General features: G+C 70.7%; 21 protein-coding genes. 16 read left to right on the top strand and 5 right to left on the bottom strand.

Features of this window, described 5'->3' with window-relative positions:
* Positions 1–5 precede the first annotated feature (5 nt).
* Genes JOD54_RS22080 through JOD54_RS22055 form a run of 6 tightly spaced genes read left to right on the top strand, consistent with a single transcriptional unit; the run spans position 6 to position 9,807 of the window.
* Positions 6–1,901: an FG-GAP repeat domain-containing protein gene (locus JOD54_RS22080; RefSeq protein ID WP_204452688.1), complete on the top strand. Its 1,896-nt coding sequence runs from the start codon at positions 6–8 to the stop codon at positions 1,899–1,901.
* A complete protein-coding gene (locus JOD54_RS22075) occupies positions 1,898–2,854 on the top strand; it encodes an RnfABCDGE type electron transport complex subunit D (RefSeq protein ID WP_204452685.1) in 957 nt (318 codons plus the stop codon). The genes JOD54_RS22080 and JOD54_RS22075 overlap by 4 nt, the downstream gene beginning before the upstream one ends.
* Positions 2,851–8,229: a type I polyketide synthase gene (locus JOD54_RS22070; RefSeq protein WP_204452682.1), complete on the top strand. Its 5,379-nt coding sequence runs from the start codon at positions 2,851–2,853 to the stop codon at positions 8,227–8,229. Before JOD54_RS22075 ends, JOD54_RS22070 begins: the two co-directional genes overlap by 4 nt.
* A complete protein-coding gene (locus tag JOD54_RS22065) occupies positions 8,226–8,639 on the top strand; it encodes an acyl-CoA thioesterase (RefSeq protein WP_204452680.1) in 414 nt (137 codons plus the stop codon). Before JOD54_RS22070 ends, JOD54_RS22065 begins: the two co-directional genes overlap by 4 nt.
* Positions 8,640–8,662: 23 nt before the next feature.
* Complete coding sequence (locus tag JOD54_RS35205; RefSeq protein ID WP_204452677.1) at positions 8,663–9,382, top strand: DddA-like double-stranded DNA deaminase toxin; 720 nt, start codon at positions 8,663–8,665, stop codon at positions 9,380–9,382.
* Positions 9,379–9,807, top strand: a complete 429-nt coding sequence (locus JOD54_RS22055; protein ID WP_204452675.1) for an Imm1 family immunity protein — start codon at positions 9,379–9,381, stop codon at positions 9,805–9,807. Before JOD54_RS35205 ends, JOD54_RS22055 begins: the two co-directional genes overlap by 4 nt.
* Before the next feature lie 10 nt (positions 9,808–9,817).
* On the opposite strand, the gene JOD54_RS22050 is transcribed toward JOD54_RS22055, so the two are convergent.
* The 3 genes from JOD54_RS22050 to JOD54_RS22040 are packed head-to-tail and all read right to left on the bottom strand — an operon-like array spanning position 9,818 to position 11,978.
* Positions 9,818–10,531 carry a DUF899 family protein gene (locus tag JOD54_RS22050; RefSeq protein ID WP_204452673.1) on the bottom strand — a complete coding sequence of 238 codons (714 nt, stop codon included), beginning with the start codon at positions 10,529–10,531 and terminating at the stop codon, positions 9,818–9,820.
* 53 nt (positions 10,532–10,584) lie between these two features.
* On the bottom strand, positions 10,585–11,274 hold the full coding sequence (locus JOD54_RS22045; RefSeq protein WP_204452671.1) for a crotonobetainyl-CoA--carnitine CoA-transferase: 690 nt from the start codon (positions 11,272–11,274) through the stop codon (positions 10,585–10,587).
* Between the two features lie 35 nt (positions 11,275–11,309).
* Positions 11,310–11,978, bottom strand: coding sequence for a winged helix-turn-helix transcriptional regulator (locus JOD54_RS22040; protein ID WP_307860208.1), 669 nt, complete (start codon positions 11,976–11,978; stop codon positions 11,310–11,312).
* A 181-nt stretch (positions 11,979–12,159) separates the two neighbouring features.
* Between JOD54_RS22040 and JOD54_RS22035 the strand changes: the two genes are divergently transcribed.
* Positions 12,160–13,497 carry a cytochrome P450 gene (locus tag JOD54_RS22035; RefSeq protein ID WP_204452668.1) on the top strand — a complete coding sequence of 446 codons (1,338 nt, stop codon included), beginning with the start codon at positions 12,160–12,162 and terminating at the stop codon, positions 13,495–13,497.
* Positions 13,498–14,176: 679 nt separating this feature from the next.
* Here JOD54_RS22035 and JOD54_RS22030 read toward each other — a convergent pair.
* Positions 14,177–14,995: an SAM-dependent methyltransferase gene (locus JOD54_RS22030; RefSeq protein WP_204452666.1), complete on the bottom strand. Its 819-nt coding sequence runs from the start codon at positions 14,993–14,995 to the stop codon at positions 14,177–14,179.
* A gap of 153 nt (positions 14,996–15,148) precedes the next feature.
* Between JOD54_RS22030 and JOD54_RS22025 the strand changes: the two genes are divergently transcribed.
* The 8 genes from JOD54_RS22025 (at position 15,149) to JOD54_RS21990 (ending at position 23,479) form a co-directional block, all read left to right on the top strand.
* Positions 15,149–15,781, top strand: coding sequence for an NHL repeat-containing protein (locus JOD54_RS22025; protein ID WP_307860207.1), 633 nt, complete (start codon positions 15,149–15,151; stop codon positions 15,779–15,781).
* Positions 15,782–15,815: 34 nt separating this feature from the next.
* Positions 15,816–17,087: an aminotransferase class V-fold PLP-dependent enzyme gene (locus JOD54_RS22020; RefSeq protein WP_204456447.1), complete on the top strand. Its 1,272-nt coding sequence runs from the start codon at positions 15,816–15,818 to the stop codon at positions 17,085–17,087.
* Positions 17,088–17,095: 8 nt separating this feature from the next.
* Positions 17,096–18,541, top strand: a complete 1,446-nt coding sequence (locus JOD54_RS22015) for an ABC transporter substrate-binding protein (RefSeq protein WP_204452661.1) — start codon at positions 17,096–17,098, stop codon at positions 18,539–18,541.
* Entirely contained in the window at positions 18,541–20,250 is a 1,710-nt protein-coding gene (locus JOD54_RS22010; RefSeq protein WP_239573466.1) for an ABC transporter substrate-binding protein, read from the top strand. The genes JOD54_RS22015 and JOD54_RS22010 overlap by 1 nt, the downstream gene beginning before the upstream one ends.
* Positions 20,251–20,557: 307 nt before the next feature.
* Entirely contained in the window at positions 20,558–21,439 is an 882-nt protein-coding gene (locus JOD54_RS22005) for a class I SAM-dependent methyltransferase (RefSeq protein ID WP_204452659.1), read from the top strand.
* A gap of 1 nt (position 21,440) precedes the next feature.
* A complete protein-coding gene (locus tag JOD54_RS22000) occupies positions 21,441–22,340 on the top strand; it encodes a homocysteine S-methyltransferase family protein (protein WP_204452657.1) in 900 nt (299 codons plus the stop codon).
* Complete coding sequence (locus tag JOD54_RS35710; RefSeq protein ID WP_204452655.1) at positions 22,337–22,882, top strand: EF-hand domain-containing protein; 546 nt, start codon at positions 22,337–22,339, stop codon at positions 22,880–22,882. Before JOD54_RS22000 ends, JOD54_RS35710 begins: the two co-directional genes overlap by 4 nt.
* A gap of 60 nt (positions 22,883–22,942) precedes the next feature.
* Positions 22,943–23,479: an EF-hand domain-containing protein gene (locus JOD54_RS21990; protein WP_204452652.1), complete on the top strand. Its 537-nt coding sequence runs from the start codon at positions 22,943–22,945 to the stop codon at positions 23,477–23,479.
* Positions 23,480–23,530: 51 nt separating this feature from the next.
* Here the strand turns inward: JOD54_RS21990 and JOD54_RS21985 are convergent, their stop codons facing one another.
* On the bottom strand, positions 23,531–24,391 hold the full coding sequence (locus tag JOD54_RS21985) for a class I SAM-dependent methyltransferase (protein ID WP_204452650.1): 861 nt from the start codon (positions 24,389–24,391) through the stop codon (positions 23,531–23,533).
* Positions 24,392–24,539: 148 nt separating this feature from the next.
* Between JOD54_RS21985 and JOD54_RS21980 the strand changes: the two genes are divergently transcribed.
* The gene (locus JOD54_RS21980) at positions 24,540–25,190 is read left to right on the top strand and encodes a winged helix-turn-helix transcriptional regulator (RefSeq protein ID WP_204452648.1); all 651 of its coding nucleotides are present in this window, start codon (positions 24,540–24,542) and stop codon (positions 25,188–25,190) included.
* The last annotated feature ends 23 nt before the right edge of the window (positions 25,191–25,213 follow it).

The raw sequence follows: 25,213 nt of genomic DNA, 5'->3' as shown, positions 1-25,213 counted from the left end.
TTGCCATGCCCGGAACTATCCGGCGCTCCACGAGCGCTGTCGTCGCGGTCGCGCTGTGCGTGGCCGCGGGGCTGGTCACGGCGTTGCCGGAGACCAGCCAGGCCGACCAGGACTCACTGGCGAGCCGCTTCGGGTTCCGCCAGATCGCGGTCAACACCGCCCCCGCCGGGGCGCGCCACGTCCGCCAGGTGCAGCCCGGCCTGGTCGGCATCCAGTCGTGGATCTCTGCTGTGGGGGCCGCGGTCGCGTTGACGGATCTGCGCGGACTGGGCCGCCCCGGCGACCTGTGCCTGGTCGACCCGCGCGACGACTCGGTGCGGATCTCGCCGGTGCCCGAGTCCGGTGGTGAGCGGTACCCGGCGTTCGAGCTGCGTCCGGACCGCTACGACTCGACGATGGCGCCGATGGGCTGCGTGCCCGCCGACATCAACGCCGACGGCGCCACGGACATCATCGTCTACTACTGGGGCCGCTCCCCCGTCCTGTTCCTCAACCAGGCCGCCCCCGGCCAGCGGCCCGCCGCCGAGCACTTCCGCGGCGCGGAGCTGGTCGAGCCGATGCAGGTGTGGAACACGACCGCGCTCAACGTCGCCGACCTCGACGGGTCTGGTGACCTGGACATCGTGGTGGGCAACTACTTCCCCGACGGCGCCAAGGTCCTCGACCCGCAGGCGGCCGACGACGAGCGCATGGCGATGCAGGACGGCATGGGCGACGCGGCCAACGCCGGTCCCAGCCGGGTGCTGCTGGCCAAGCCGACCGGTGTGCCCGGTGAGAAGCCGCGGATCACCGACGTCAGCGCCGACCTGCCCGCCGACGCGCTGCGCGGGTGGGTGCTCGCGGTGGGCATGCAGGACCTGACCGGCGACGGGTTGCCCTCGATGTACCTGGCCAACGACTTCGGCCCGGACACGTTGCTGGTCAACAGGTCCACGCCGGGCAAGGTCCGGTTCACCGTGGCCGACGGGGCGCGCGACATGGTCACGCCGAAGTCGGAGGTGCTCGGCCGCGACTCGTTCAAGGGCATGGGCGTGACCTACACCTATCCCAACGGCACCGGTCTTCCCGACATCGTGGTCAGCAACATCACCGAGGATTACGCCCTGCACGAGAGCAACCTCCTGTTCACCCCCGACGGGACGGTCGAAGACTTGCGCGCGGGCACAGCCCCCTACACCGAGCACAGCCAACGCAGGGGCATCGCGCACAGCGGCTGGTCGTGGGACATCAAGGCGGGCGACTTCAACAACGACGGCACCGACGAGCTCACCCAGGCCACCGGGTTCGTCCTCGGTGAGAGCGGCCGGGACCGGTGGGCGCTGCTGCAGGAGTTGGCCATGGGCAACGCCGAGTTGCTCAAGCACCCGGTGTCCTGGCCGAACTTCGGGCCGGGCGACGACCTGTCCGGCACCCGCGACGCCAACCGGTTCTGGGTCGACGGCCCGGGCGACCGCTACGTCGACCTCGCCGGGAAGTTGACGATGACCCAACCGGCGCCCTCGCGGGGGTTCGCCCTCGGTGACGTCAACGGCGACGGGCTGCTGGACATGGTGGTGGCCAACCAGTTCGCCGACTCGACGCTGCTGCTCAACACCGCGACCGGTGCGCCACCGGCCGCCGACCTCGAGTTCGTCTTCCCCAGCGGCGCCCCGGCGATCGGTGCCCAGGTCGAGGTCCCCGCCACCGCGGGGGTACCGGCGCAGAAGTCCCAGCTGTACCCGGCCAACGGGCACGCGGGCGCCTCCGGTGCCCAACTGCACGTCGCGCTGCCGCAGGGCGGATCGGTCACCGGTGAGGTGACCTGGCGAGACGCCGCTGGCCTGCACCGCGCCCCGGTCGAGCTGACCGAGGGGCACCACCGGATCGTGCTGCGGCCCAACGGAGAGGTGGCGACCCGATGACCACCGACATCACCAAGTCCACGCTGGTCCACCCCAACGGTGTCCACCCCCTCGGCGTCGCCGAGCCGACCCCGGTGGCGGACAAGCCCAAGCGCGACCCGAGGGTGTTGGCGCTGCAGCGGTTCGCCATGTCGATCACGGCGTTCACCATCCTCGGCCACCTGCTGTTCGGGTTCGAGCAGGCGCCGATCACGCCGATCGTGTGCTTGCTGGTCGGCTACGCCTCCGCTCTCGGCCTGGAGGCCCTGGACGCCTGGGCGCACGACCGCACCCCGGAGTACGCCGGGAGCCTGCGCGCGTTGGCCGTGTTCCTCTTGCCCGCCCACATCGGGGCTTTGGCGTGCGCGATGCTCCTCTACGGCAACGCCACGCTCTGGCCGTACCTGTTCGCGGTCGTGGTCAGCAACGCCAGCAAGTACGTGGTGCGGCTGCGGATCAAGGGCAGGCTCCGGCACGTGCTCAACCCGTCGAACACCGGCATCGCGGTCACGCTGGTGGTGTTCGGCTGGGTGGGCATCGCTCCGCCGTACCACTTCACGAACTGGCTGCACGGCGCGCTGTCGTGGCTGATCCCGGTGGGCATCCTGATGCTGGGCACGATGCTCAACGCCGGGCTGACCAAGAAGGTCCCGCTGATCATGGCGTGGGTGGGCGGGTTCGTGCTGCAGGCGCTGGTGCGGTGGCTGCTGCTCGACCACGCGTTGGTCGGCGCGCTGCTGCCGATGACGGGCGTGGCGTTCATCCTGTTCACCAACTACATGATCACCGACCCCGGCTCCACCCCGACCAGCCGCCGCGGCCAGGTCATCTTCGGCCTCACCACGGCCGCGGTCTACGGAGTGCTGGTGTCGTTCGGGATCGTCTTCGGCCTGTTCTTCGCCCTCGTGATCACCTGCCTGTTGCGCGGCGGTGTCCTGCTGGTGGCCCGCGCGCGCGGTCGGGTACCGGCGTGAGCGGTCCAAAGGTCGCCGTCGTCGGCTTGGCCTGCCACTACCCCGACGCGCACACACCGAACGAGCTGTGGCAGGCCGTGCTGACCGGTCGGCGGGCGTTCCGCCGGATCCCCGCGACCCGGTTGTCCCCGGCGTACCTGGGGGAACGCGGCGATCCGGACCGCACGTACGTGACCCACGCCGGGGTGCTGCGGGACTGGGAGTTCGACCGGTCGGCGTTCCGCGTGCCGGTCGGGGTGCACCGCGCGGTCGACCACACGCACTGGCTGGCGCTGCAGACCGCGGCCGAGGCGTTGGCCGACGCGGGCGTCCCGGACGGCGATTCGTTGCCGCGCGAGTCGGTCGGCGTGGTGCTGGGCAACTCGTTGGGCGGGGAGTTCAGCCGTGCCGCGCAGTTGCGCACCCGGTGGCCGTTCATGGCACGGGCCGCCGCTGCCGCGCTGCGCAAGAGTTCTGTGCCCGATGAACTCGCCGCGGTGGTGCTGGCGGAACTGGAGGCCGAGGTCAAGGGCCGGTTCCCGGAGCCGACCGATGAGACCCTGGCGGGTGCGCTGGCGAACACCATCGCGGGCCGGGTCGGCAACCACTTCGACCTGCGCGGCGGCGGGTACACAGTGGACGGTGCGTGTTCGTCGAGCCTTCTGGCGGTGATCCACGCCGCCCGCGCGGTCGCCGCCGGTGAGCTGCGGTTCGCGCTGGCCGGCGGGGTGGACCTGAGCATCGATCCGCTGGAGCTGGTCGGGTTCGCGCGGGTCGGGGTGCTGGGCGTCGACGAGATGCGGGTCTACGACGCAGACCCGACCGGGTTCCTGCCCGGCGAGGGTTGCGGCGTCCTGCTGCTGACCACTGTGGACGAAGCCCGGCGCCGGGGTATGCGGGTGCACGCCGAGTTGGCGGGCTGGGGCATGTCCGCCGACGGTGCCGGTGGGTTGACCCGACCGTCGGCGACCGGGCAACGGCGGGCGATGGACCTCGCGTACCGGATGGCGGGCGTGGCACCGTCCGCTGTGGACCTGGTCGAGGGGCACGGCACGGGGACGTCGGTCGGCGACGAGGCGGAGTTGACCGCGCTGGCCGGGTTGCGCGGGGCTGGCGGTCCGCGGGCGGCGCTGGGGTCGGTCAAAGCGAACATCGGGCACACCAAGGCCGCCGCGGGTGTCGCCGGGCTGATCAAGGCGATCATGGCGGTCCGGTCGGGGGTGCTGCCGACGACGACAGGGTGCGTCGATCCGCACCCCGTGCTGTGCTCCCCCGCTACCCCGCTGCGGACGCTGACCGCACCGGAGCCGTGGGAGGTCGCGACCCGCATGGCGTCGGTGTCGGCGCTCGGGTTCGGGGGCATCAACTCCCACGTCGTCGTCGGCAGCGACGCTCCGACGATGGCCGCGGTCGAGCCGGTGGCCTTCCCGCCACCGCGGTACGACATCGTGCTTCTCGGCGCGGACAGCGCGGCCGAGCTGGCCAGCCTGCTGCGGTCACTCTCCGACTGGTTCGCCGGTCTGAGCGCTGCCGAACTCCACGACGTTGCAGCCAGCAGCGGAACCGGCGCTCCCGTGCGGTGCGCGTTGGTCGCGTCCCGGCCCACCGAACTCGCCGCGGCCGCGGTGGCCGCGGCGACCCGGTTGGACAGCTGGGACGGGACGCTGACCGTGGCCGCGAAGGCGGGGTTCACCCTGGCCAGGGGTCCGGCGCCGGAGGTGGGCCTGCTCTTCCCCGGCCAGGCCGCCCCGGTTCGCCCGGACCTGTCCGCGTGGGCCGAGGAGTTCGGCATCCCGGCGGCGCCCTCGGCGATCCGCGCCGGTGACACCGACACCGCAGCGGCCCAACCGGCCATCGTGCGCCAGTCGCTGGCGGGCCTGGCCTGGCTGGACCACCTGGGGTGCGACGCGGTCGGCGCGGTTGGGCACAGCCTCGGTGAGATCTCCGCTCTCGTCTGGGCGGGCGCGCTCGAGCCAGCTGCCGCGCTGGAGTTGGCTGCCGCGCGCGGCCGGGTGATGGCCGACTACGGGAGCCCCGCCACGACAATGGCCGCACTGGATGTGGCCGCCTCGGAGGTCGCCGCGCTCACTGCGGGGACCTCGGTGGTGCTGGCCTGCGACAACGGGCCTCGTAGGACCTCGGTCGGCGGCCCGGTCGACGAGATCACCACGGTCATGGACCGGGCGTCGGCCGCCGGGATCGGCGCGACCGCGTTGACCGTGTCCCACGCCTTCCACAGCCCCGCGATGCTGGCCGCCCGCGAGCCGATGCGGGCCGTGCTGGCCGGGGTCGAGTTCCACCGCCCACGCAAGCCCGTGACCTCCACGGTCACCGGCGGGCCATTGGCCGACGCCGACTTGGGCGAGGTGTTGCTGGCGCAGCTGACCGAGCCTGTCCGCTTCCGCGATGCTGTCACCGATCTCGCCGCGCGGGTGGGGTTGTTGGTCGAGGTCGGGCCCGGTCGCACGTTGAGTGGCCTGGCAGCTGACTGCGCCCCTGAGGTCCCGGTGGTGACGCTCGACTGCGGTGGGTCGGACCGCACGCACGCCATCGCCACGGCCACGCTCATCGCCTCTGGCGCGGTGTCGGGGGCGGCGTGGTTCGCCCGCCGCTCGGACCGGTGTCTGCCGCCGGGCACGCCCATGTCGTTCCTGCGCAGCCCGTGCGAGGCCGAGGGCGACATCACCCCTCGTGGTGTCCACAGAGAACCCGCGCCCGTGAGCGTGGCGACGACCGGGGCGGATCCGCTGTTGGCGCTGCGGACTCGGCTGGCCGACGAGTGTGAGCTGGAGTTGGCGGGGATCACCGACGACACGTCGCTGTCGCGGGACCTGCACCTGAGCTCGCTGCGGATCGTCACGCTGGTCACGCAGGTGGCTGCTGAGCTGGGTCGCAAGACACCGCAGGCGTTTCCCGCGTTCGCCGACGCGACCGTTGGGGAGACCGCTGAGGTGCTCGCGGAGCTGGAGTTCGCCGACGCGCACTCTGAGACCGGACTGCGCGGGGTTGAGGATTGGGTGCGGCCGTTCACCCACCACTGGGTCCCTGGGGTGCCGCGCCGCGCGGCGGGGCCGGTCGAGTGGACGTGGTGGGCTCCGGAGGACCATTGGATGCGGAAAGCGCTGGTGAGCGCTCCTGGCCGTAGTGGCATCGCGGCGTACCTGCCGCCGGAGGCTAGCGCGGATGAGGTCGCTGCGCTGCTGAATGAGATCGGGCAGAGGAAGCCCGCGGTGGTTGTGGTGGTCCACCACGGTCATCCCGCTGCGGCGGCGGTGGGGCGTAGTGCGCAGTCCGAGCTCACTGAGGTTGCGACGACTGTCATCGCGGTTCCCCCTGGCGTCACCGATGTCGACCCGGCTCTGATCGCTGGCAGTGGGCATCAGCAACTGCGAGTACGCGCTGATGGCACAGTCGAGCATCTTGAGACGGCGCTGCATCCCGTGCGCGCAGACGGGCCGCTGCCTATAGGCACAGGCGAGGTCTGTGTGGTCACCGGCGGAGTCACCGGAATCACCGCACACACTGCGATCGCACTCGCCCAACACAGCGGCTGCGTCCTACTGTTCACCGGCCGCCGCCCCCCGACCGACCCAGGCGTTGTCGACGGGCTCGCTGCGGCGCGGCGCAAGGTCCAGGCGCACTACCACTCCGCTGACATTACCGACCCGCGCGCAGCCCGGGGCATCCTGGCCGCGGGCCGCGAACTCGGCCCGGTGCGCGGGGTGCTGCACGGTGCCGCGGTGAACGAACCCCGGCTGATGTCGGCGGTCAGTGGGTCGACGCTGCGTCGGGTGCTGTCACCGAAGGTCGACGGCCTGCGCACCTTGCTGGCCGCCGCTGGGAATGACCTGCGGTTGGTGGTCGCCTATGGATCGATCATCGGCCGTGTGGGGCTGGCGGGTCAGTCGGAGTACTGCGTGGCCAACGACTGGCTCCGGCACATGCTCGCCGAGTGGGCCGCCGAGCACCCCGACTGCCGCGCGCACTGCGTCGAGTGGTCGCTGTGGTCGGCGGTGGGGATGGGTGCGCGGATGGGGGTCGTGGACGGGCTCGCCGCGCGCGGTGTCGTCCCCATCTCCCCCACCGCGGGCGCGGAGGCCCTGCTCGACGCGCTGACCTGCTCGGACATGCCGACCACGGTGATGATCAGCGGGCGATTCCCGGACCCGGGGACGTTGGCGCTGACCCAGCCGGAGGTGCCGCTGCTGCGGTTCCTCGAGGAAACCAGGACCATCACCCCGGGCGTGGAGGTCATCGCCGATACGACGCTCACCCCGAGCGACGACCCGTACCTGACCGAGCACAGCATCGACGGCGTCGCGGTGCTGCCCGCCGTGGTCGGGCTGGAGGCGGTCGCGCAGACCGTGCACGCCACGACCGGCGACCGCTCCGGCTGGGCCTTCCACGACCTCGACCTCACCGCCCCCATCACCGGCGACGACGTCCGCAAGATTCGCATCGCCACCCTGGCCGACGGCGACCAGGTCCACGCCCGCCTCACCGACGACAGCGACCGGTTCGACCTCGCCCGCCTCACGGTGACGGTCGCCCCCGCCGCCGAGGCGCCTGCTCCGGAAGCACCGGGTCAGCCGCCTGTGGTTGATGGCCCGCACCCGTTGTACGGGCCGTTGTTCTTCCACTCAGGACGCTTCGCACGGCTGCTCGGCTACGACTACCTGTCGGCGTTCGAAGTCGGGGCGTGGATCGACACGTCCGGCTCCGACTGGTTCGCCGGGATCCACGGGCAGCGGCTGCTCTTGGGAGACCCGGGCCTGCTGGACGCCAGCATCCACGTACTGCTCGCGTGCCTGCCGCACCGGGCCTGCCTGCCGACCGGCGCGGGCGCTGTCACGGTCTGGCGGCATCACCGGGGTCCGGCCTACGTTCGCGCGCGGGAACTGCGGCACACAGCCGACGAGTTCGCCTACACCGTGGACGTCATCGCACCCAGCGGCGACTACATCGCCCGATGGGACAACCTGCGGCTACGGGCCGTCGGCCCACGCCCCTGGTCGGCTCCCCTGCCGGTGGCCCTCATCGGCCCCCTGCTCAGCCGCAGACTCATCGAATGCGGCATCGCCGACCACGTGGAGATCCGCTCCTTACTAGTCGACGGCCAACTACGCCTGCGCACCACAGATACAGCCTGGATCGCCATAGGAGGCCTCGGCGACAACGACCCCCTCGCCGACTCCCTGTGCGACAAAACAGGCGAGAGCGAACACGAATCCCGCACCCGAGCCAACGCCATCCGCCGCGTCGGCATCACCGGCACCCCAAGAATCCTCGCGGTCGACGGAACCTGCGTCACCCTCGACGGCACCCCCGCCCGAGTAGCCAGCTTCCTCATCGACGGCCACGCCATAGCCATCGCGGTACCAGGAGGACCCGCGTGACCCGCGCCTACCTCTACCACCACCGCGTCACCTTCGACGAAACCAACCTGGTAGGCAACGTCTACTTCACCAACTACCTGCACTGGCAAGGCCACTGCCGAGAACACTTCCTAGCCGACCACGCCCCGGATGTCATCGATGCCCTCCGCACCGGCGACCTGGCCCTGGTCACAGTGTCCTGCGCCATGAACTACTACACCGAGTGCTACGCCTTCGACCACATCGAAGTAGCCATGCGCCTGTCGGCTCAAGCCGCCAACAGAATCACCATGACCTTCACCTTCACCCGCGACAACACCACAATCGCCACAGGCAGCCAAACCATAGCCTGCATGCGCCGAACCCCCACCGGGATGGAACCAGTCCACCCACCCCCCACCCTCCGCACCGCCCTAGCCGACTACAGCTAGCGCGCACCTCCTGGAGAAGTGCGGTGATCAGCGAGCACGCTGCCCGCCTAGCCACGCTCGGCGACGCGGTCGACCGCGTCCATGCCTCGGTAGTTGCGTTGGCCAACAACGTGACCAGGGTTCTGATCGACGTCGAACGCATCCTGGGTGACAACGCACGAGCCAGAGCGATCAACCACGCGCTGGGCAATGCCGAGCACCATCTCCGGGACCTCGATGACCTGCTCGATCAGCTCACTGAACGCCTTCACGGTATCGCCCAGCACCACACCGCTGGACCGGCTTCGGCCAAGACCACCCCAGACAGGCCCGTCGCATCGGCTTCCACGGACTGGGTCAACCAGGTCCGCGCGGAGCTGCCCGCCAACATCGTCGCCGCTGACCAGCGCGAGCCCGGGATGCCGACCCCCAAGACCCACGGTCGATGGGTCGCCGAGGACGGTGTCGTCCACGCTGAGGCCAGCGGCAAGGACGACAAGTACAGCGCCGCCGTGGACTTCTTCCGCTCCCAACCAGGCAGTCGAGTCCCGCTGCGCGCACCGGACGTCGAGATGAAGCTGGCCATCCATATGAGACTCAGCGGGATAACCGCGGCCACCCTGGTGATCAATCATGTCCCCTGCGACCGGGGCCCCTGGTCCTGCGACAGAATGGTCCCCGCCATCCTGCCCCGCGGCTACACTCTCACCGTTCACGGCGCCGGTGGCTTCCACAAGACCTACCAGGGAAAGGCGACCCCATGACGTTGGTGGCCCACTACTCCCCCACCGACGATGCCGACGGGATCGTCCTGGCCACCGTGGACGGCGTGGATGCCTTCGTCGAGCGGCTGCACCGGGACTCGCTCCAGTACCGGGCACGCCTGCTGGCGCAGCTCTATGTCGATGGCGACACCACCGACACGGCGCCTGAGATCGGCCTGGGAATCGACCACGACCGAGCTCTGCTCTCCTACAGCGGCCACGAGCACACCGGTCTGTGGGTCACCACCACAGGCAGCGATCAGCCCTCAGACCAGCACGACCTGACCTTCGACTTCATGGGCAACGCCACTGAGTTCCCCGCGCACGCCCTGCTCCCCCTCGACGTCGTCCGCCGCGCCCTGCACGACCTGCTCACGACCGGCGGGCAACGACCCACGACACTCGACTGGGCCTCACTAGCCTGACCAGAAGAAACTACGGGGCGAGGTTGCCGCGGAGGCGGCCCGCGTAGGTGTTGGCGGCGTACCAGTCGCCGCGGCCGGTGGGGGTTATGTCCAGGAGGTGCCAGATGGGGTTGAGCTGGTCGAAGCCGCCCTCGGCGTTGTCCATGAAGTTGGCTCGTTGGGTGTAGAAGTGGCGGACCTGGTCGCCTTCGCGGCGGAAGACGCTGACCATGGGGAGTTGGTCGCCGGTGTCGGTTTCGGCGCCGGTGTCGGTGTTGAAGGAGTTGTCGAAGCTTGACAGCAGGCGCAGGCCGTCCCAGCCGCGGCGGCGGGCCCAGCCGCGGATCTCGGCGATCGGGGCTTTGGCGATCACGGCGAACGCCGCGTGCTGCAGGATGTGCCGGGAGACGCCGTGGAAGCCGTCGACCCACAGGGAGCACATCGGGCAGACCTCGTCCTCACCCGGGTGGTACATCATGTGGTAGACAACGAGCAGGTCGTGGTCGCCGAACAGCGCGCGCAGGCTGGTCTCGGTGATCGGCGACGGCAGGCCCAGGTCGAGCGGTCCCTCCTCGAACACGTACTCGTCGAGGACCGGGCCCGGCGGCAGGTCGCGGCGCAGCGCGGCGAGGCGGTGGACCTCGGCGTGCAGGGCGTGTTCGAGGCGGTCGAGTTCGACGCGGGCGGCGATGTACTCCTCGCTCGCGCCCTTGGGCCACATGGTCACCGCGTTGTCGTCGCTCACCTGGCTTCTCCCTGTGCTCGCGGACTCGCCGGGCAGTCTAGCGCCACGACCGGTCAGCGCGCGGGTTGGAGCAGGCCGCGGAACTCGTCCAGAACCGCCTGCGGGTAAAGGAAGACCTTCTGTTCCGGGTAACGCCTCGGCCCGGTTGCGAGGTGGTCTCCGTAGAAGTACCAGCAGATCTGCCCGATCTGCTCGGTGAACAACGCGGGCGACGCACGTTCCGGGTACAGCCGCAGGTGCCCTCCGGTGGCGGTGAACTCGCCGCGCGGACCGAACCCGGCGCGCAACGCGACGTGACCGAACAGGTCGTGCACCACTCGCAGGATGTCGTTGTGGCACAACGATTCCCCGTCCTCAACCACCCCGGACGGCTGACGCATCGGATGCCCGTCAGTGTCCGCACAGCCATGCCCCGAGCGGGTCAAGTACAGCCACAGCACACCGGTGCGACCCACTTGGTCGATCAACGTCCGCGAATCCGGATACGGCTGCCCCGCCGCACGCCACGGCCGCACGACCACACCCGCGTCACGAATCGCCTGGTACTGCTGGAGGTCTTCCTCCCACAACGCCCGGTACGCACCTTCTGTCCCCGCGCCGAACGCGGGCGCCTGGTCGTGATGCCGCGCCACCCTGCGGCAGAACTCCGCATCCAGCCGCAACACCGGACGCCGGTACGTCGGGTCGGCACGCGGGAACCGGCGGCTCAGGTACTCCTCGGCCACCACGCGCAGATCGACCACACCATCAGGCTATCACTTTTCGAAGTGATCGAACCTCACGTCAGGCCGAGCATCTTGGTGCACCGGCGAATCGATCCCGGCGGCCCTTCGAGCTTGATCTGCCCGGCGGCGAGCGCGTCGAACGGGCTCACCATCCCCGCCCCGATCTGGATGAACGTGTCCGGGTCGCTGGAGACCACGACCTGCGCGTCAGCCGGGCCCGGCACGAACCGCACTGCGCCGCCCACGACGAAAACGCCGAAGGTCTCGTCGCCGACGCGGAACTCGTAGGTCTCGTCCACCTCGGGCACCCGGCCGGTGTCGACCATGGCCTGCACCGCGATGATCCCCCACTCCGCCCGCACCTCACCGCCGTCGCGGTCGTCGACGGAGAGGAACTGCATGCCCCATCGGGCCAGCCCGAGCACCGGGCCGCGCAACTGCTGGCCACGTTCCGTGAGCCGGTACTGCTTGGCGCGGCCGTCACCGGGTACCGCGAGCTGCTCGACCAGGCCGTGCTCGGCGAGGGTGCGCAGCCGCTCGGCGAGCAGGTTGGGGCCGATGCCGGGCAGGTTGTCGAGCAGTTCGTTGAACCGCAGCGCGCTCACCAGCAGCTCGCGGACCAGCAACAGGGTCCACCGCTCGCCGATGATGTTCAGCCCGGCGGCCAACCCGCAGAACTGCCCGTAGTCGCGCTTGCCCGCCATCTCGTTCCCCTGGCTCACCTAGCCGGTCACGACCGGCAACTTGATCCAGATAGTAACACCGAAAACCACCCATTGGTAGTAACTGCTGCCCCATTGGAAGGACGGGACACCGGGAAGAACGCCAGCACCCGACCGGGGTCGGGATTGACCTCAGCGCTATACATTATAGGAGTTAATCCCCTTCCCCGGAGGTGTCGCGGTGACCGTGACGGACGTGCTGACCCCCGCCATCGCCCCCGGCGCGGTCCCGGTGCTCGGCCACGCCCTTCTGATGAAGCGCGCGCCCCGCGAGTTCCTGCTCTCGCTGCAGGACACCGACCCGGTGATCGGGATCCGGCTCGGCAGGCAGACGGTGTACGTGATCAACGACCCCGCGCTGATCAGGACCGCGCTGCGCGACCCGGACACCTTCGGCAAGGGCGGTCCGATCACCGAGCGGTTCCGGGCGATGTTCGGCAACGGCCTCGGCATCTCCGACGGGGATCTGCACCGCAGGCAGCGGGCGCTGATGCAGCCCGCGTTCAGCCACTCCCGGATCGTGGGATACGCGGCGCTGATCACCGAGGAGGCCCAGCGGCGCTTCGGCGGCTGGCGCGACGGGGAGCGCGTGGAGGTGCACCGGGAGTTGGCCGACCTGGCGCTGACCAACCTGACCAGGGCGATGTTCGCCGCCGACACCGGTGTCGACGCCGACCTGTTCCGCGAGGCGACCGCCACCGTGCTCAACGGCCTGTACCTGCGGGTGATGGACCCGACCGGCCTGCTGGCCAGGCTGCCGGTGCCCGCCAACCGCCGCTACCGGGCGGCCGAGCGGTACCTGCGCGGGGTCATCGACGGCGTGATCGCGACCTACCGGGCGGCCCCGGTCGACCGGGGTGACCTGCTGTCGATCCTGGTGCTGGCCGAGGACGGGGGGATGTCGGACGCGCAGCTGCACGACGAGGTCATGACGATCTTCATCGCGGGCGCCGAGAGCATCGCCAACACGCTGGCCTGGGCCTGCCACGAGGTCGCCGCGCACCCCGAGGTGGAGGCCAAGCTGTGCGCGGAGGCCGACCGGGTGCTGGCCGGGCGCGCCGCGGCCTACGTCGACCTGGCCAGCCTGACCTACACCAAGCAGGTGATCAGCGAAACCCTGCGCCTGCGCACCCAGGGATGGGCGTTGAGCCGCACCACCACCCGCGAGACCACCATCGGCGGCTACGCGATCCCAGCGAACGCGGCGATCATGTACAGCCCGCACGCGCTCAACCACAACCCCGCCCTGCACCACGACCCCAGCCGGTTCGACCCGGACCGCTGGTCGATCGACAACGCCAAGGCCCTCCCCCGCGGCGCCTACATCCCGTTCGGCACCGGCAACCACACCTGCATCGGCGAGCCGTTCGCCCTCACCGAGATGACCTTGACCCTCGCCTCCATCGCGGCCCGCTGGCGCCTGGAACCGGTGCCGGGACACACCCCGCGACCGAAGGTGGCCCTGACCATGCCCGTCGACGCCCTGCCGATGGTGCCCCGCCGCCGCTTCGAGGTCTGAGCGTTCGGCCGGGCGAACTGAGCAGCCCCCGAATCCAGCCTACCGGCGGAGAACAGCGGAAAGGGCTGTCGATCGGTGGCTGGGGAGCGCTGTACGGGTTGTGGACAGGCCGGGGAGGGCTGGGCCGCTTGTGGATGAGCCAGGGATGGCCGAGCGGGTTGTGGACAAGGCCCGGGACGGCTGAGCAGGTTGTGGAAGGGCGTGGGACGGCCGGGCGGGCTGTGGTGCGCCCGGAGCCGCTGGACAGCCGAGGAGGGCTGGGCGGTCGATAGGCCGGGGACAACTGGGCCGGTTGTGGATGGGCCAAAGATGCCTGGGCAGGTTGTGGGCAGGCTCGGGACGGGTGAGCGGGTCGTGGATGAGCCTGGGGAGACCTGGGTGGGTTGTGGATAGCGTGGGACGGGCTGCGGACAGCCCCAGGGAGTTGGGCAGTCGACAGACAGGGCTGGCCAAGCAGGTTGTGAATGGACGCCGGGACAGCTCGGTGGGTTGTGGACAGGCCAGGACGGCTAGGCGGTGGTGGCCAGGCCTGGGGGCGGTCGAGTAGGTGCGGATGGCCTGGGGATGCCTGGGTGGGTTGTGGAAAGGCCGGGGACAACTGGGACAGGTTGCGGATAGGCCGGGAGTGGTGGCCGGGCCGAGCGAGGAAGGGTAGTGCTGGGTGGGCCCAGAAGAGCCCTCAGGCGGGCTTGGTGCAGGTGATGACGTGGTAGCCGATCTTGGCTTGGCAGAGGGAGAACATGGTGGTGATGCCGGTGGTGAACATGGCGATTCGATCGGCGCCGTACTCCTCGGCCAGGGCGGGGCCTTGGGTGGTGAGGGCGGCGAAGAACTCGTCGTAGGTGCGGCGGACTCGGTCGCTCCAGTCTTCGGCGGCCAGGATGCGGAACCCGGCGGCTTCGGCCAGGGCGGTGGACTCGGCGAGGGTGGCCGGTGGGGTGTGGATGGTGTTGGCGGTGAGGATCGCGCGTTCGTCGTCGGTGAGGTCGGCGGTGCGGGGGTACTCGGTGAACACGAACCGGCCGCCGGGGCGTAGGACGCGGTGGACCTCGGCGAGCCAGCGGGACTTGTCCTGGGCGCTGGGCAGTGAGTCGAAGGCCAGTGCCGCGTCGAAGGCGGCGTCGGGGAAGGGCTGGTCGGCGGCGTCGGCGTAGCGGGTGTGGACGTGCCCGCGCAGTCCGGCGGCGATGACGCGGCGGGCGGACTCGGCGACCTGCCAGTGGCTGACGGTGATCCCGGTGATCGCCACCGCGTACCGCTGGGCCAGGCGCACCGCGGGTTCGCCGACGCCGCAGCCGACGTCGAGCAGGTGCTGGCCCCTGGTGAGCTCGAGGCGGGCGCCGACCTCGAAGGTGAGGCGCTGCATGGCTTCCAGGAACGGAGTGCGGTCCTCATCGGACTCCCAGTAGCCGACGTGCAGGTTGCCGCCGACCAGCTCGACGAGTTCGCCGATGTCGTCGTAGTACTCGCCGACCTGGTCGATGACCTGTTCCGACATCCGACTCACCCCTCACTCCCGAAACGCCACTCCTGGCTTGTATAGCAGTTCCGCCTGATATGACCAAGGAACCGATTGTCGTGCTATGTTCCTGAAGTAATCGTGCCCGGATGACGCTGGGGAGTCGGCAGTGGCGGTGGTGACGGTGCGGTGGTGACGCCGACGGTCCGCCGCACCCTCCCGCTGCCAGGGGACTACCCGTGCGGGCTCACCTGGGACGGCACCCACCTGTGGCACTCGGACCAGCCCGCCGGCGAGATCTACGCCCTCGACCCCGCCGACGGTTCGGTCGTGCGGACTCTGCACTGCAAGTCGGTGCGCGCCGATCTCGCCTTCGACGGGAACCTGTTGTGCCAGGTGGGTTTCCGCCCGAAGCGGCTCATCCTCGTCGACCGGGAGACCGGTGAGCAGGTAGAGCGGCGGGAGGTGCCGCCCGCCAACGGCAGGCTCACCGGGATCGAGCACTCCCCGGACGGCATCTGGATGGTGCTGCGCGGTCCCACAGTGCTGCAGCTGCGCGACTACGCCACCATGGCCGTGCTCGTCGAACACCCCGTCGGCGGCACCGAACCGTCCGGCCTGACCTACGCCGACGGGGTCGTCGTGCACGGCGACTACGTCGAGCGCCGCGTCCGCGCGACCGACCCGACCACCGGTGCCGAGCTCGGTTCCGTTGTGGTGGAGGGGAACCCGACCGGGATGACCTGGGACGGGAACCTGTTGTGGTACTGCGACTTCCCCGGCAAGCGGGCCCGCGCGCTCGACTTGCGCGACATCGTCGGTTGATCGGCCTAGAAGGGGACACAACCCAGTGGACGTGATGGAGGCGGGCCTGCGCGCCCGCTCGTGGGACGAGATCCGCTCCCTGTTCGCCCTCCCCCCCGACGCGGTGCACCTCAACACCGGCACGGTGGGCGCGATGCCGCACGAGGTCCTGGACGCGGTGGACCGGGTCACCCGGGAGTGGACCGGCGGGCTGCTCGACGTCTACCCGCCCGGCCTCTACCCCGAGCACCGGGCGACGATCGCCAAGGCGTACGGGGTCGACCAGGACGAGATGGTCATCACGCACAACGCCACCGAGGGCATGGCCAGGGTGATCCACGGGCTCGACCTGCGCGCGGGCGACGAGGTCGTGACCACCAGCCACGAGTGCTACTCGGTGCTGTCGAACCTGAACCTGCTGCGGCACCGGCACGGCGTGGTGGTCAACACCATCACCCTGCCCACCGGGCACGACGTGCGAGCTGAGGAGGTGATCGCCCGGTTCGAGGCCGCGATCACCCCGCGCACCAAGGTGCTGGCCTTCGCCGGGATCACCCTGTTCACCGGCACGATGCTGCCGATCAGGGCGCTGTGCGAGCTGGCGCACCGGCACGGGTTGACCACGGTGATCGACGGCGCGCTGATGGCCGGGATGCTCGACTGCGACTTCCGGGCGCTGGGCGCGGACTTCATCTCCTGCTCCGGGTCGAAGTTCCAGTGCGGGCCGCTGGGCACCGGGTTGCTGTACGTGCGCAACAAGGTCCACGCCGAGCACAACCCGCTGCCGCTGCCGACGTTCTGGCCGATCATCTCCACGTGGTACCCGATGCAGGGCACGCCGCCGCCGCGCAGCACGACGTCGGTGGAGAGTTGCAACATCGGCGATTTCCTGCAGAGCGCGGGCAGCGCCAGCATCGCCAGGGGCGCGGCGCTGGCGAGGGCGTGCGAGCTGTGGGACGAGATCGGCCGCGACCGCATCGAGCGCCGGGTGTTCGAGCTCGCCGAGCATGCCAGGGCCCGGTTGACCGAGCGGTTCGGCACGGCGGCGATGTACTCCCCCGGCGCCGACGAGCGGCTGCGGTCCCCGCTGATCGCTTTCCACCCGCTGCGCGACCCGGCCGACGCGTGGAACGTCAAGAAGATCGCCGAGTTCGTCTCCCGGCTGGAGTCCGAGCACCGGATCTGGACCCGCTGGACCGAGTTCGACGTCGAGGGCTCGCCGCACCAGCACTACGCGGCGCGGCTGTGCACGCACCTGTTCAACGACCACGCCGAGATCGACCGGGCCGTCGAGGTCATGGGTCGGCTCGCCGAGCGGATGTCGTGAGGACCACCATGGGACACCTGCGCCTGCGGGCGGGTACCGACCTGCCCGAACCGGTCGCCGCGCACCGCCACCCGCTGGCGGCGCTGACCCGGCTGCACACCCGGCAGCTGTTCACCTACCGCTCCGACGCCGCCCCGGGCAGTTGGCAGTCGGTGGCCCCGGTGCCGGACCTGGCCACCGCGGTCCCGTCGATCTACAACGCGGGGCTCGGGGCGCGCGGCACCTCGTACGTGATCCACCTGCGCCCGGACGCCCGCTGGGACGTCGACCGCCCGGTCACCACACGCGATGTGGTGCGTGGCCTCAAGCGGCTGTGCACGCCGTTCCACACCTCGACCGCGCTGCCGTACTTCCTGTCCACGATCCGCGGCATGGCCGCCTACCGCGACGGTCACCCGTCGTCGCTGCGCACCGCGGCGGACCTGGCCGAGCACGCCAACACCCACGACATCGCCGGGGTGCTGGCGCTGGACGAGCGGACACTGGTCATCGAGCTGGACCACCCGGCGCCGGACCTGATCGACATCCTCGCGCTGCCGTGCGCGTCGCCGGTCCCGATCGAGTACGACGCGTTCCTGCCCGACAGTGCCGAGGCCCGCGCGGCGTTGCGGTCCACGGGTCCGTACCGGCTGGCCGGGGTGGTCGACGGTGTCCTGCGGTTCGAGCCGAACCCGTTCTGGCGCCCCGAGTCCGATCCGGTTCGCGGCAGGTCCGCCGAGCTGGTCACGGTGGACCCCGGTGATACCGCCGCCGACATCGACCTGACCGCCGAGGGCGAGCCACGTGTTGCCCTGCAGGGCGTGCAGTACCTGACCGCCAACACCGGCGGCCCGCTCGGCGACCACACCGCCAGGCTCGCCATCGCCGGCACCCTCGACCGCATCGCCGACACGATCATCCCGCCGGGCAACGACGGTCACCAGCCGGGCAGTACCAGGTCCCGCGGTGCTCTGCCCGCGCCGTTGTCACTGACCTTGGCGCACTTGGACACCGACGCGGGCTGCGCGGCCCGGGTGACGGCGGGGTTGACCGCGGCGGGCATGACTGTCCACTCGCGACCGATGACGCACGAGCAGCACCAGCGAGCCTTGACCGGCGACCACTCGGGCTGGGACCTGCTGCTCGCCACCTGGTTTCCCGATTGGGCGCACGACAACGCGCGCGTGTTCCTGCTCCCGCTGCTGCTGGGCGACCCCGCGGGCACCGCGCTGGCGCATTCCGCGCTCGCCGCCATGGACGACCCAGCTCGCTCGGTTCCCGCGCTGATAGCCGCTCAAGAGCACGCATTGTCCGCGGCGACCGTGATCCCCCTGCGGTACTGCGCTCCCCCGGCGCCGCCCGGTGTCGCCGTGCTCACCGCGCTCGGCGGCCTGCCCGACCTCACCGCAGTCGCCGCGTCCCTTCCGTCGCCCCGCCCCGAAAGCACTGGAAGCCCCCTTAGCGAGGTGCGCTGATGAACGACCTCCCGCGCCGCGGCGGTGTGCTGCGGCTCTACGGCCCCGGCAGCATGGACCACGTCGACCCGGCCAGCTCGTTCTTCATGCTCTCCGGGCAGATCATCCGGTTGTTCACCCGGCAGCTGTTCGCCTACCCGCCGATCAAGGGCCTGCGTGACTGGCGCGACCTCAACCCGGTCGCCGATGTCGCCGTCGAGATCCCCACCGCGACCAATGGCGGTGTCAGCGCCGACGGCCTCACCTACACCGTCCGCCTGCGCCCCGGGGTCCGCTGGGACACCAACCCGGAGCGAGAGGTCACAGCCACCGATTTCGTGCGCGGCTTCAAGCGGATGGCCAACCCGGTGCTGCGCAGCGGCGCGATTCACTATTTCACCAGCACCCTGGTTGGAATGCAGGAATTCTGCGACGCGTACACCGCGGCGACACCCCAGGACCCGACGCCCGCCGATCTGGCCGCATTCCAGAATGCACACGAGATCACGGGCATCACCGCACTCGACGAGCGCACCCTGCGATTTCGGTTGCTTCGCCCGGCGACCGACTTCATCCACATCCTCGCCACCGCGTTCACCTCGCCCGCGCCGGTCGAATACGACGCGTTCCTGCCCGACAGCGACGAGTTCCGCCGCGGCGTGCGCTCGTGCGGCCCGTACCGGCTGACCGAGTACGTGCACGGCGAGATGCTGCACATGGAGCCCAACCCGGCGTGGGACAAGGCCGCCGACCCGGTCCGCTGCCAGCACCTCGACGGCGTGCACGTGACCATGGACCGCGCCGCCACCCCCGCCGACGTGGGCCGCGAGATCCGCTCCGGGGCCGCCGACCTGTCGTGGGCGTCGCCGGTCACCGAGCCCTACGACATCAACCCCGACGACCCGGCGGACAACCTCGGCTACGCGGTCAACCCGTACCTGGCGTTCAACATGGTCAGCCCGAACGCGGGCGGCGCGGTCACCAAGCTCAAGGTGCGCCAGGCCATCGCCTACGCGGTCAACAAGACGGCGATGATCAAGATCTTCGACGACCTGGCCGCGGGCACCGTCATGTGGACCGCGCACACCGCCATCCCGCCGGGCAACTACGGCTACCGCGACTACGACCCCTACCCCACGCCCGGCGACGCGGGCGACCCCGAACGCGCCCGCGCGCTGCTGGTCGAGGCGGGCTACGGCGACGGCCTCGAACTGACCGTGGTGCACCGGGACATGGACGCCAACCCCGAGGTCGCCCAGCAGTTGGCCATCGACCTCGGCAAGATCGGCATCACCCTGCGCATGGTCGGCCTTGGGCACGCCGAGCACTACCCGCACCTGCAGAACCCCGCCAACGCCCGCGCCGGGACCTGGGACATCGCCGTCGCCGCGTGGACACCGGACTGGTTCGGCGACAACGGCCGCGCCTTCCTGCAGCCGATGTTCCAGACCAACGCCGTGCACGGCACCGGGAACTACGGCTGCTACAGCAACCCCGAGGTGGACCGGATGATCGATGAGGCGCTGTCGATCACCGAGCCCGAGGCGGCCGGCGCGGCGTGGCACGAGGTGGACGCGGCGATCATGCGCGACGCGGCGATCGTGCCGGTGCTGGTGCACGCCCCGACCATCCCGCACCTGCGCGGCGCCCGGGTGCGCAACGCCATCGCCATGCCGACCGTGGACCGCTGGTTCGACCTGTCCAACCTGTGGTTGGTGGAATCCGGGTGAGCGATGGAGCACAACACCCGAACAGATCGCCCACCGTGGGTAGCGCGCATTCGGCTGATCGGGTGGATAACGCGCTTGATCTGGTGACTTGCGGGCGGATGCGGCCGGAGTAACATCATTTCCGGCGGGTCGGGGACCGGCTTTCTCACCGCGCGGGCGAAATCCCGGCGAAACCGCACGTCCATTCCGGCACCGCCCAGCGGATTCCGGCCGCCGCGACCTGAGACCGACCCGACCTGAGAACAACCCGACCGAGTGCGCCACCGAACGATTTCGTGATCGACACACGAGGAGCGGAGCTATCCAGGTGACCACCACCGAGTTCGAACCCGGCCGGTTCAAAGCCACCCAGCGGGCCAACTGGAACGCGATGAGCGGTGGCTGGCTCACCTGGCAGGACAAGTTCGAGCGCGGCGGTGCCGCCATCAGCGCCCGGCTCATCGCCGAAGCGGGTCTGCGGCCGGGGCAGCGGGTGCTCGACATCGGCACCGGTATCGGCGAGCCCGCGCTGCGGGTCGCCAGGGTCGTCGGCCCCACCGGGCGGGTCACCGCCATCGACCTCGCCGAGGAGATGGTCGCCATCGCCACCGCGCGCGCCGCCGACGAACTCGGCGAGGCCGACGCGCCGGTGGAGGTCCGCCAGGGCGACGTGGAATCGCTCGACCTGCCCGAAGGCGGCTACGACGCGGTGCTGAGCCGGTGGGGGCTGATGTTCGCCGTCGACCACATCGCCGCGTTCCGCGCGGTCGCCGCGGTCCTGCGCCCGGGAGGCACCCTGGCGGCGTCGGTGTGGGGCGAGCCCGCAGGCGCGCCGATGATCTCCCGCGGCTTCCGGGTGCTGGCCGAGCGGTTGGCGCTGCCGACCCCGCCACCGGGCGAACCCAGCCCGTACAGCATGTCCGACGCCGAGCGCACCGAGCTCGAACTGCGCGCGGCCGGGTTCACCGACGTCGAGATCACCGAGGCCATCGCCCCGTTCTGGCTCACCGACACCGCCGAGTACGTCGAGTTCTACCGCACCTGCTCACCGCCCGGCCTGCTCGCCATGATCGAGGAGCGCTTCGGCAACGCCGACGACCCGGACACGTGGGCCGCCATCGCCCGCTCGGTCACCGAGTTCCGCGACCCCGACGGGGTGATCCGGCTGCCCAGCCGCACCCTGGTCATCCGCGCCACGACGCCGAGCTGACATGACCGCCGCCGCCACGCCCGCGACCCCGGTCCTGCTGGACGGGGCGGTCGCCACCGAACTGCAGCGGGCGGGCATCGCGGTGTGCGCGCCGTGGTGGACCACCCGCGCCCTGCTCGACCCCGACCACCAGCGGGTGCTGCGCGGCATCCACGCCGCGCACCTGCGCGCGGGCGCTGATGTGGTCACCGCCAACACCTTCCGCTGCCACGACCGCACGCTGCGCGGGCTGGGCACCGACCAGGCCACCGTCGTCGACACCGCCGTCGGCCTGGCCAGGGCCGCGCGCACCGACACCGGCCGCACCGCGCTGGTCGCCGGGTCGCTCGCCCCGGTGGCCGACTGCTACCGCCCCGATCTGGTACCCCCGGACGAGGTGCTGCGGGCCGAACACCGCAGGCTCGCCGCCGCGCTGGTGCGCGCCCGGGTCGACCTGGTGCTCGTGGAAACCATGAACACCCTGCGGGAAGCCAGGATCGCGCTGGAGGCGGCGCTGGCCGCCGGTGCCCGCGCCTGGGTGTCGTTCGTCTGCCGCGACGGCGCCCGGCTGCTCTCCGGCGAGGACCTCGGCCCCGCCGCGCAGGAGGTCGAGCGGGCAGGCGCGGACACCGTGCTGGTCAACTGCACCACCCCCGCCGACACCGAGGCCTGCCTGCCGGTGCTGCGCGAGGCCTGCGCGGGCCCGGTCGGCGCGTACCCCAACATCGAGGACCGCACCGGCACCGACGGGCCCGTCGACCGGCACCTGCCCGCCGCGTTGTCGGCCACCGACTTCGGCGCCCTGCTCGGCCGCTGGCGCACGGAGCACCGGGTCGAGGTCCTCGGCGGCTGCTGCGGCACCACCCCCACCCACCTGTCCACGGCAAGGCCGCACGTCCACGACCCGGAGGACCCCACGTGACCAGCCAGAAGCAGCGCAACCTCGAGGCGATGTTCGAGATCTTCGACGTCGGCGGCGACGGCTCCCTCTCGGCAGACGACTTCGCCGCACACGCCGAGAGCACCTGCGGCGCGCTGCGGCTGCCCGCCGGGTCCCCGCACTGGACCACCATCCATGCCGCGCTCGACGCCTGGTGGGCGCACCTGCGGCGGCACGACGACGACGTCACCGCGATCCGGGCCGAGGAATGCGTGCGGATCATGCGCGACGAACTCGTCGACGACGAGGCGTTCTTCGCAGCGACCGTGGCCCCCATCGCCGACACCGTCTTCCGGGTGCTCGACGCCGACGCCGACGACTCCATCAGCACCGAGGAGTACGTCGCGGTCTACCTGGCCTCCGGGCTCACCAGGGACATCGCGCTCGACGCGTTCACCAAGATCGACGCCGACGGCGACGGCCGGATCGACCGCGGCGAGTTCGTCGCGGTCGTGCGCGACGCCTTCACCTCCGACGACCCCGATTCTCCCGGCGCCTGGTTCTTCGGCGTCCGCCCGAGCTAGACCACCCAAGCTCGCCCGGACCGTGCGCCGGGTGGGATCGACCCGACAGGAGAGTGTGCGATGGCGACCCAGCTCCAGCAGCGCAAGTACGAGAAGGCATTCGAGCGCTTCGACGTGGACCGCGACGGCGTGCTGCAGCGCAACGACATCACCGCGATGGCCGAGATCTGGCGGCAGACCTTCGACGTGGCCCCGCAGACCGACGAGGCGACCCGGATCAACGGGCTCGCCGAGCAGCTGTGGGCCGACATCACCGCGGCCACCGACGCCGACGCCGACGGCACGGTCAGCAAGACCGAGTGGAACGCGGCGATGGAGCGCCCGGAGTTCGTGGACAAGGTGGCACTGCCGTTCGCGCTGGCGGTATTCGACCTGGCGGACAAGGACAACAGCGGCCAGCTCAGCGTGGAGGAGATGATCGCCGCGCAGACCAGGTCCGGGATCTCCGAGCAGGAGACCCGGCGGATGTTCGACGCGCTCGACACCGACCACGACGGCTCGGTGCAGCGCGACGAGTACGCCGCGGCGATCCGCGAGTTCTACCTCAGCGACGACCCCAACGCCGTGGGCAACCTCATGGTCGGGGACCTGGACTGAGCGCCGTACTCCCCGGTGGACCCGCCGCGCGGCGAGTCCACCGGGGACGGTTCAGCGGGTCCCGGTGGTGATCAGGGTTTCCCCGGTCATCACCACGGGCCCGTCCGGGAACTGGGCGCGCAGGGTGGCGATCGCGTCGTCGCGGATGTCGGCGCGCAGCCGGTCGCCGATCGAGCGCAGCAGCAGGATGAACGGCCCAGCGCTGTTCTCGCAGACGTCCCAGTACTCTTCGGCGGAGTCGGCGCCGACGATCGGGTGGTCGGCGACCTCGGTGGTGACGTCGGTGAACCCGGCGTCGCGGTAGAGCGCTTCGAGGTCGGCGGGGTCGGAGAGGGCGACGGTGCCGGGGACATCCTTGTCCGCTTCCGGGATCAGGGTGGGCATCTCGATGTGCCTGGCCACCACCTCCTCGAGGATCCGCAGCGAGGTGCACCGCTGCGGGGAGCCGACGGTCATCGACACCATGCGCGCCCCCGGCCGCAGCGCGGTGTGCATCGACCGCAGCGCCGCACCGGGTTCGACCATGTACTGCAATCCCGCCCGGCACGTGCCGAGATCGAAACTGCCCGGCTCAATGCCCAGATCGTGCTCGTCGGTGATGGTCCTGAAGTCCACTGTGGTCAGTCCACGCGACGCCGCCCACGCGCGGGCCCCGTCGACCATCTCCGCGACGATGTCGAGTCCCAGCACGTACCCGGTGGGACCGACCGCCTCGGCCAGTTGGTGCGCGGGAACCCCGACGCCGCAGGCCAAGTCGAGCGCGCGCTGACCCGGCCTGGCCTGCGCCAACTCGACCATGCGGCGGGCGCTGGGCACCGCGGCGTCGGCGAAGTTGGCCCGGTGGCGCACCCAGCCCACCGCCGAGAGCCGCCATTCCTCGTGCTTGTCCGCTCGCAGCGCGCTCACGCTCATCCGCGTCCTCCATCAGGGTGTCATCGGCCGTGATCTGGTGATGTACCGGGCGAAACGGCGCGCGCCCGCTCGACGGGGCTGCGCGCGCCTTATAAGCTCGTTGAGAACCACACCCTTGTACCACAACGGATCCCAGACGAGGGGCTACATGGCCATCAAGCAGGACTACGGGCGGGGCTGTGGGCTTGCGGTGGGGTTGGGGGTGCTCGGCGAGCGGTGGACGATGCTGGTCGTCCGGGAGTTGCTGATCGGGCCCGCCCGGTTCACCGCCCTGCTGGAGAACATGCCCGGGATCGGCCCGAACCTGCTCTCCGAGCGGCTGCGCACGCTGGCCGAGCACGGGGTGGTCGAGCAGGTCGCGATCCCCGGCGATGGCCGCGCGCAGCGCTACCGGCTCACCGAACTGGGCGAGCAGTTGCGCCAGCCGCTGCTGGCGCTGGCGCGCTGGGGTCTGGGGTTCCTGCGGGAGGACGACAGCGGCGGCACGACCAGGGCCGAGTGGGGATTCCTGGCGGTGCAGTCGATGGTGGTGCGCGAGGCGGTCCCCGAGGTCGACGACACCTACCAGTTCGAGGTGGGCGGGCAGGACTTCGTCATCGAGGTCCGCGACGGCGACGTGCGCTTCGCCCGCGGCGCCTCCCCGGAGCCGGACATGACCGTGTCCTGCGACGCGGACACCTTCATCCGGGTGGGGGCCAGGCTGACCAGCCCGGCGGAGATGATCGCCACCGGCGCCGTGCGGGTCTCCGGCGACCTGGCGGCGGCCGGTCGGTGCATCCGGATGCTCGGCCTGGACTGAGCCTTCCCAAAGTCACTTCATGT

The organism is Actinokineospora baliensis (genome assembly GCF_016907695.1).
In the GTDB taxonomy this organism is placed as follows: Bacteria; Actinomycetota; Actinomycetes; order Mycobacteriales; family Pseudonocardiaceae; genus Actinokineospora; species Actinokineospora baliensis.
The sequence above is the reverse complement of the archived record's forward strand: the minus strand, read 5'-3'. Positions and strand labels throughout refer to the sequence as shown.

Excerpts from the sequence above, each read along its gene's own strand:
- JOD54_RS21980 (WP_204452648.1), top strand. The coding sequence starts at position 24,540 with ATGGCCATCAAGCAGGACTACGGGCGGGGCTGTGGGCTTGCGGTGGGG.
- JOD54_RS22015 (WP_204452661.1), top strand. The coding sequence starts at position 17,096 with ATGGGACACCTGCGCCTGCGGGCGGGTACCGACCTGCCCGAACCGGTC.
- JOD54_RS22080 (WP_204452688.1), top strand. The coding sequence starts at position 6 with ATGCCCGGAACTATCCGGCGCTCCACGAGCGCTGTCGTCGCGGTCGCG.
- JOD54_RS22010 (WP_239573466.1), top strand. The coding sequence starts at position 18,541 with ATGAACGACCTCCCGCGCCGCGGCGGTGTGCTGCGGCTCTACGGCCCC.
- JOD54_RS22030 (WP_204452666.1), bottom strand. The coding sequence starts at position 14,995 with ATGTCGGAACAGGTCATCGACCAGGTCGGCGAGTACTACGACGACATC.
- JOD54_RS21990 (WP_204452652.1), top strand. The coding sequence starts at position 22,943 with ATGGCGACCCAGCTCCAGCAGCGCAAGTACGAGAAGGCATTCGAGCGC.
- JOD54_RS21985 (WP_204452650.1), bottom strand. The coding sequence starts at position 24,391 with ATGAGCGTGAGCGCGCTGCGAGCGGACAAGCACGAGGAATGGCGGCTC.
- JOD54_RS22000 (WP_204452657.1), top strand. The coding sequence starts at position 21,441 with ATGACCGCCGCCGCCACGCCCGCGACCCCGGTCCTGCTGGACGGGGCG.
- JOD54_RS22055 (WP_204452675.1), top strand. The coding sequence starts at position 9,379 with ATGACGTTGGTGGCCCACTACTCCCCCACCGACGATGCCGACGGGATC.
- JOD54_RS22075 (WP_204452685.1), top strand. The coding sequence starts at position 1,898 with ATGACCACCGACATCACCAAGTCCACGCTGGTCCACCCCAACGGTGTC.
- JOD54_RS22020 (WP_204456447.1), top strand. The coding sequence starts at position 15,816 with ATGGAGGCGGGCCTGCGCGCCCGCTCGTGGGACGAGATCCGCTCCCTG.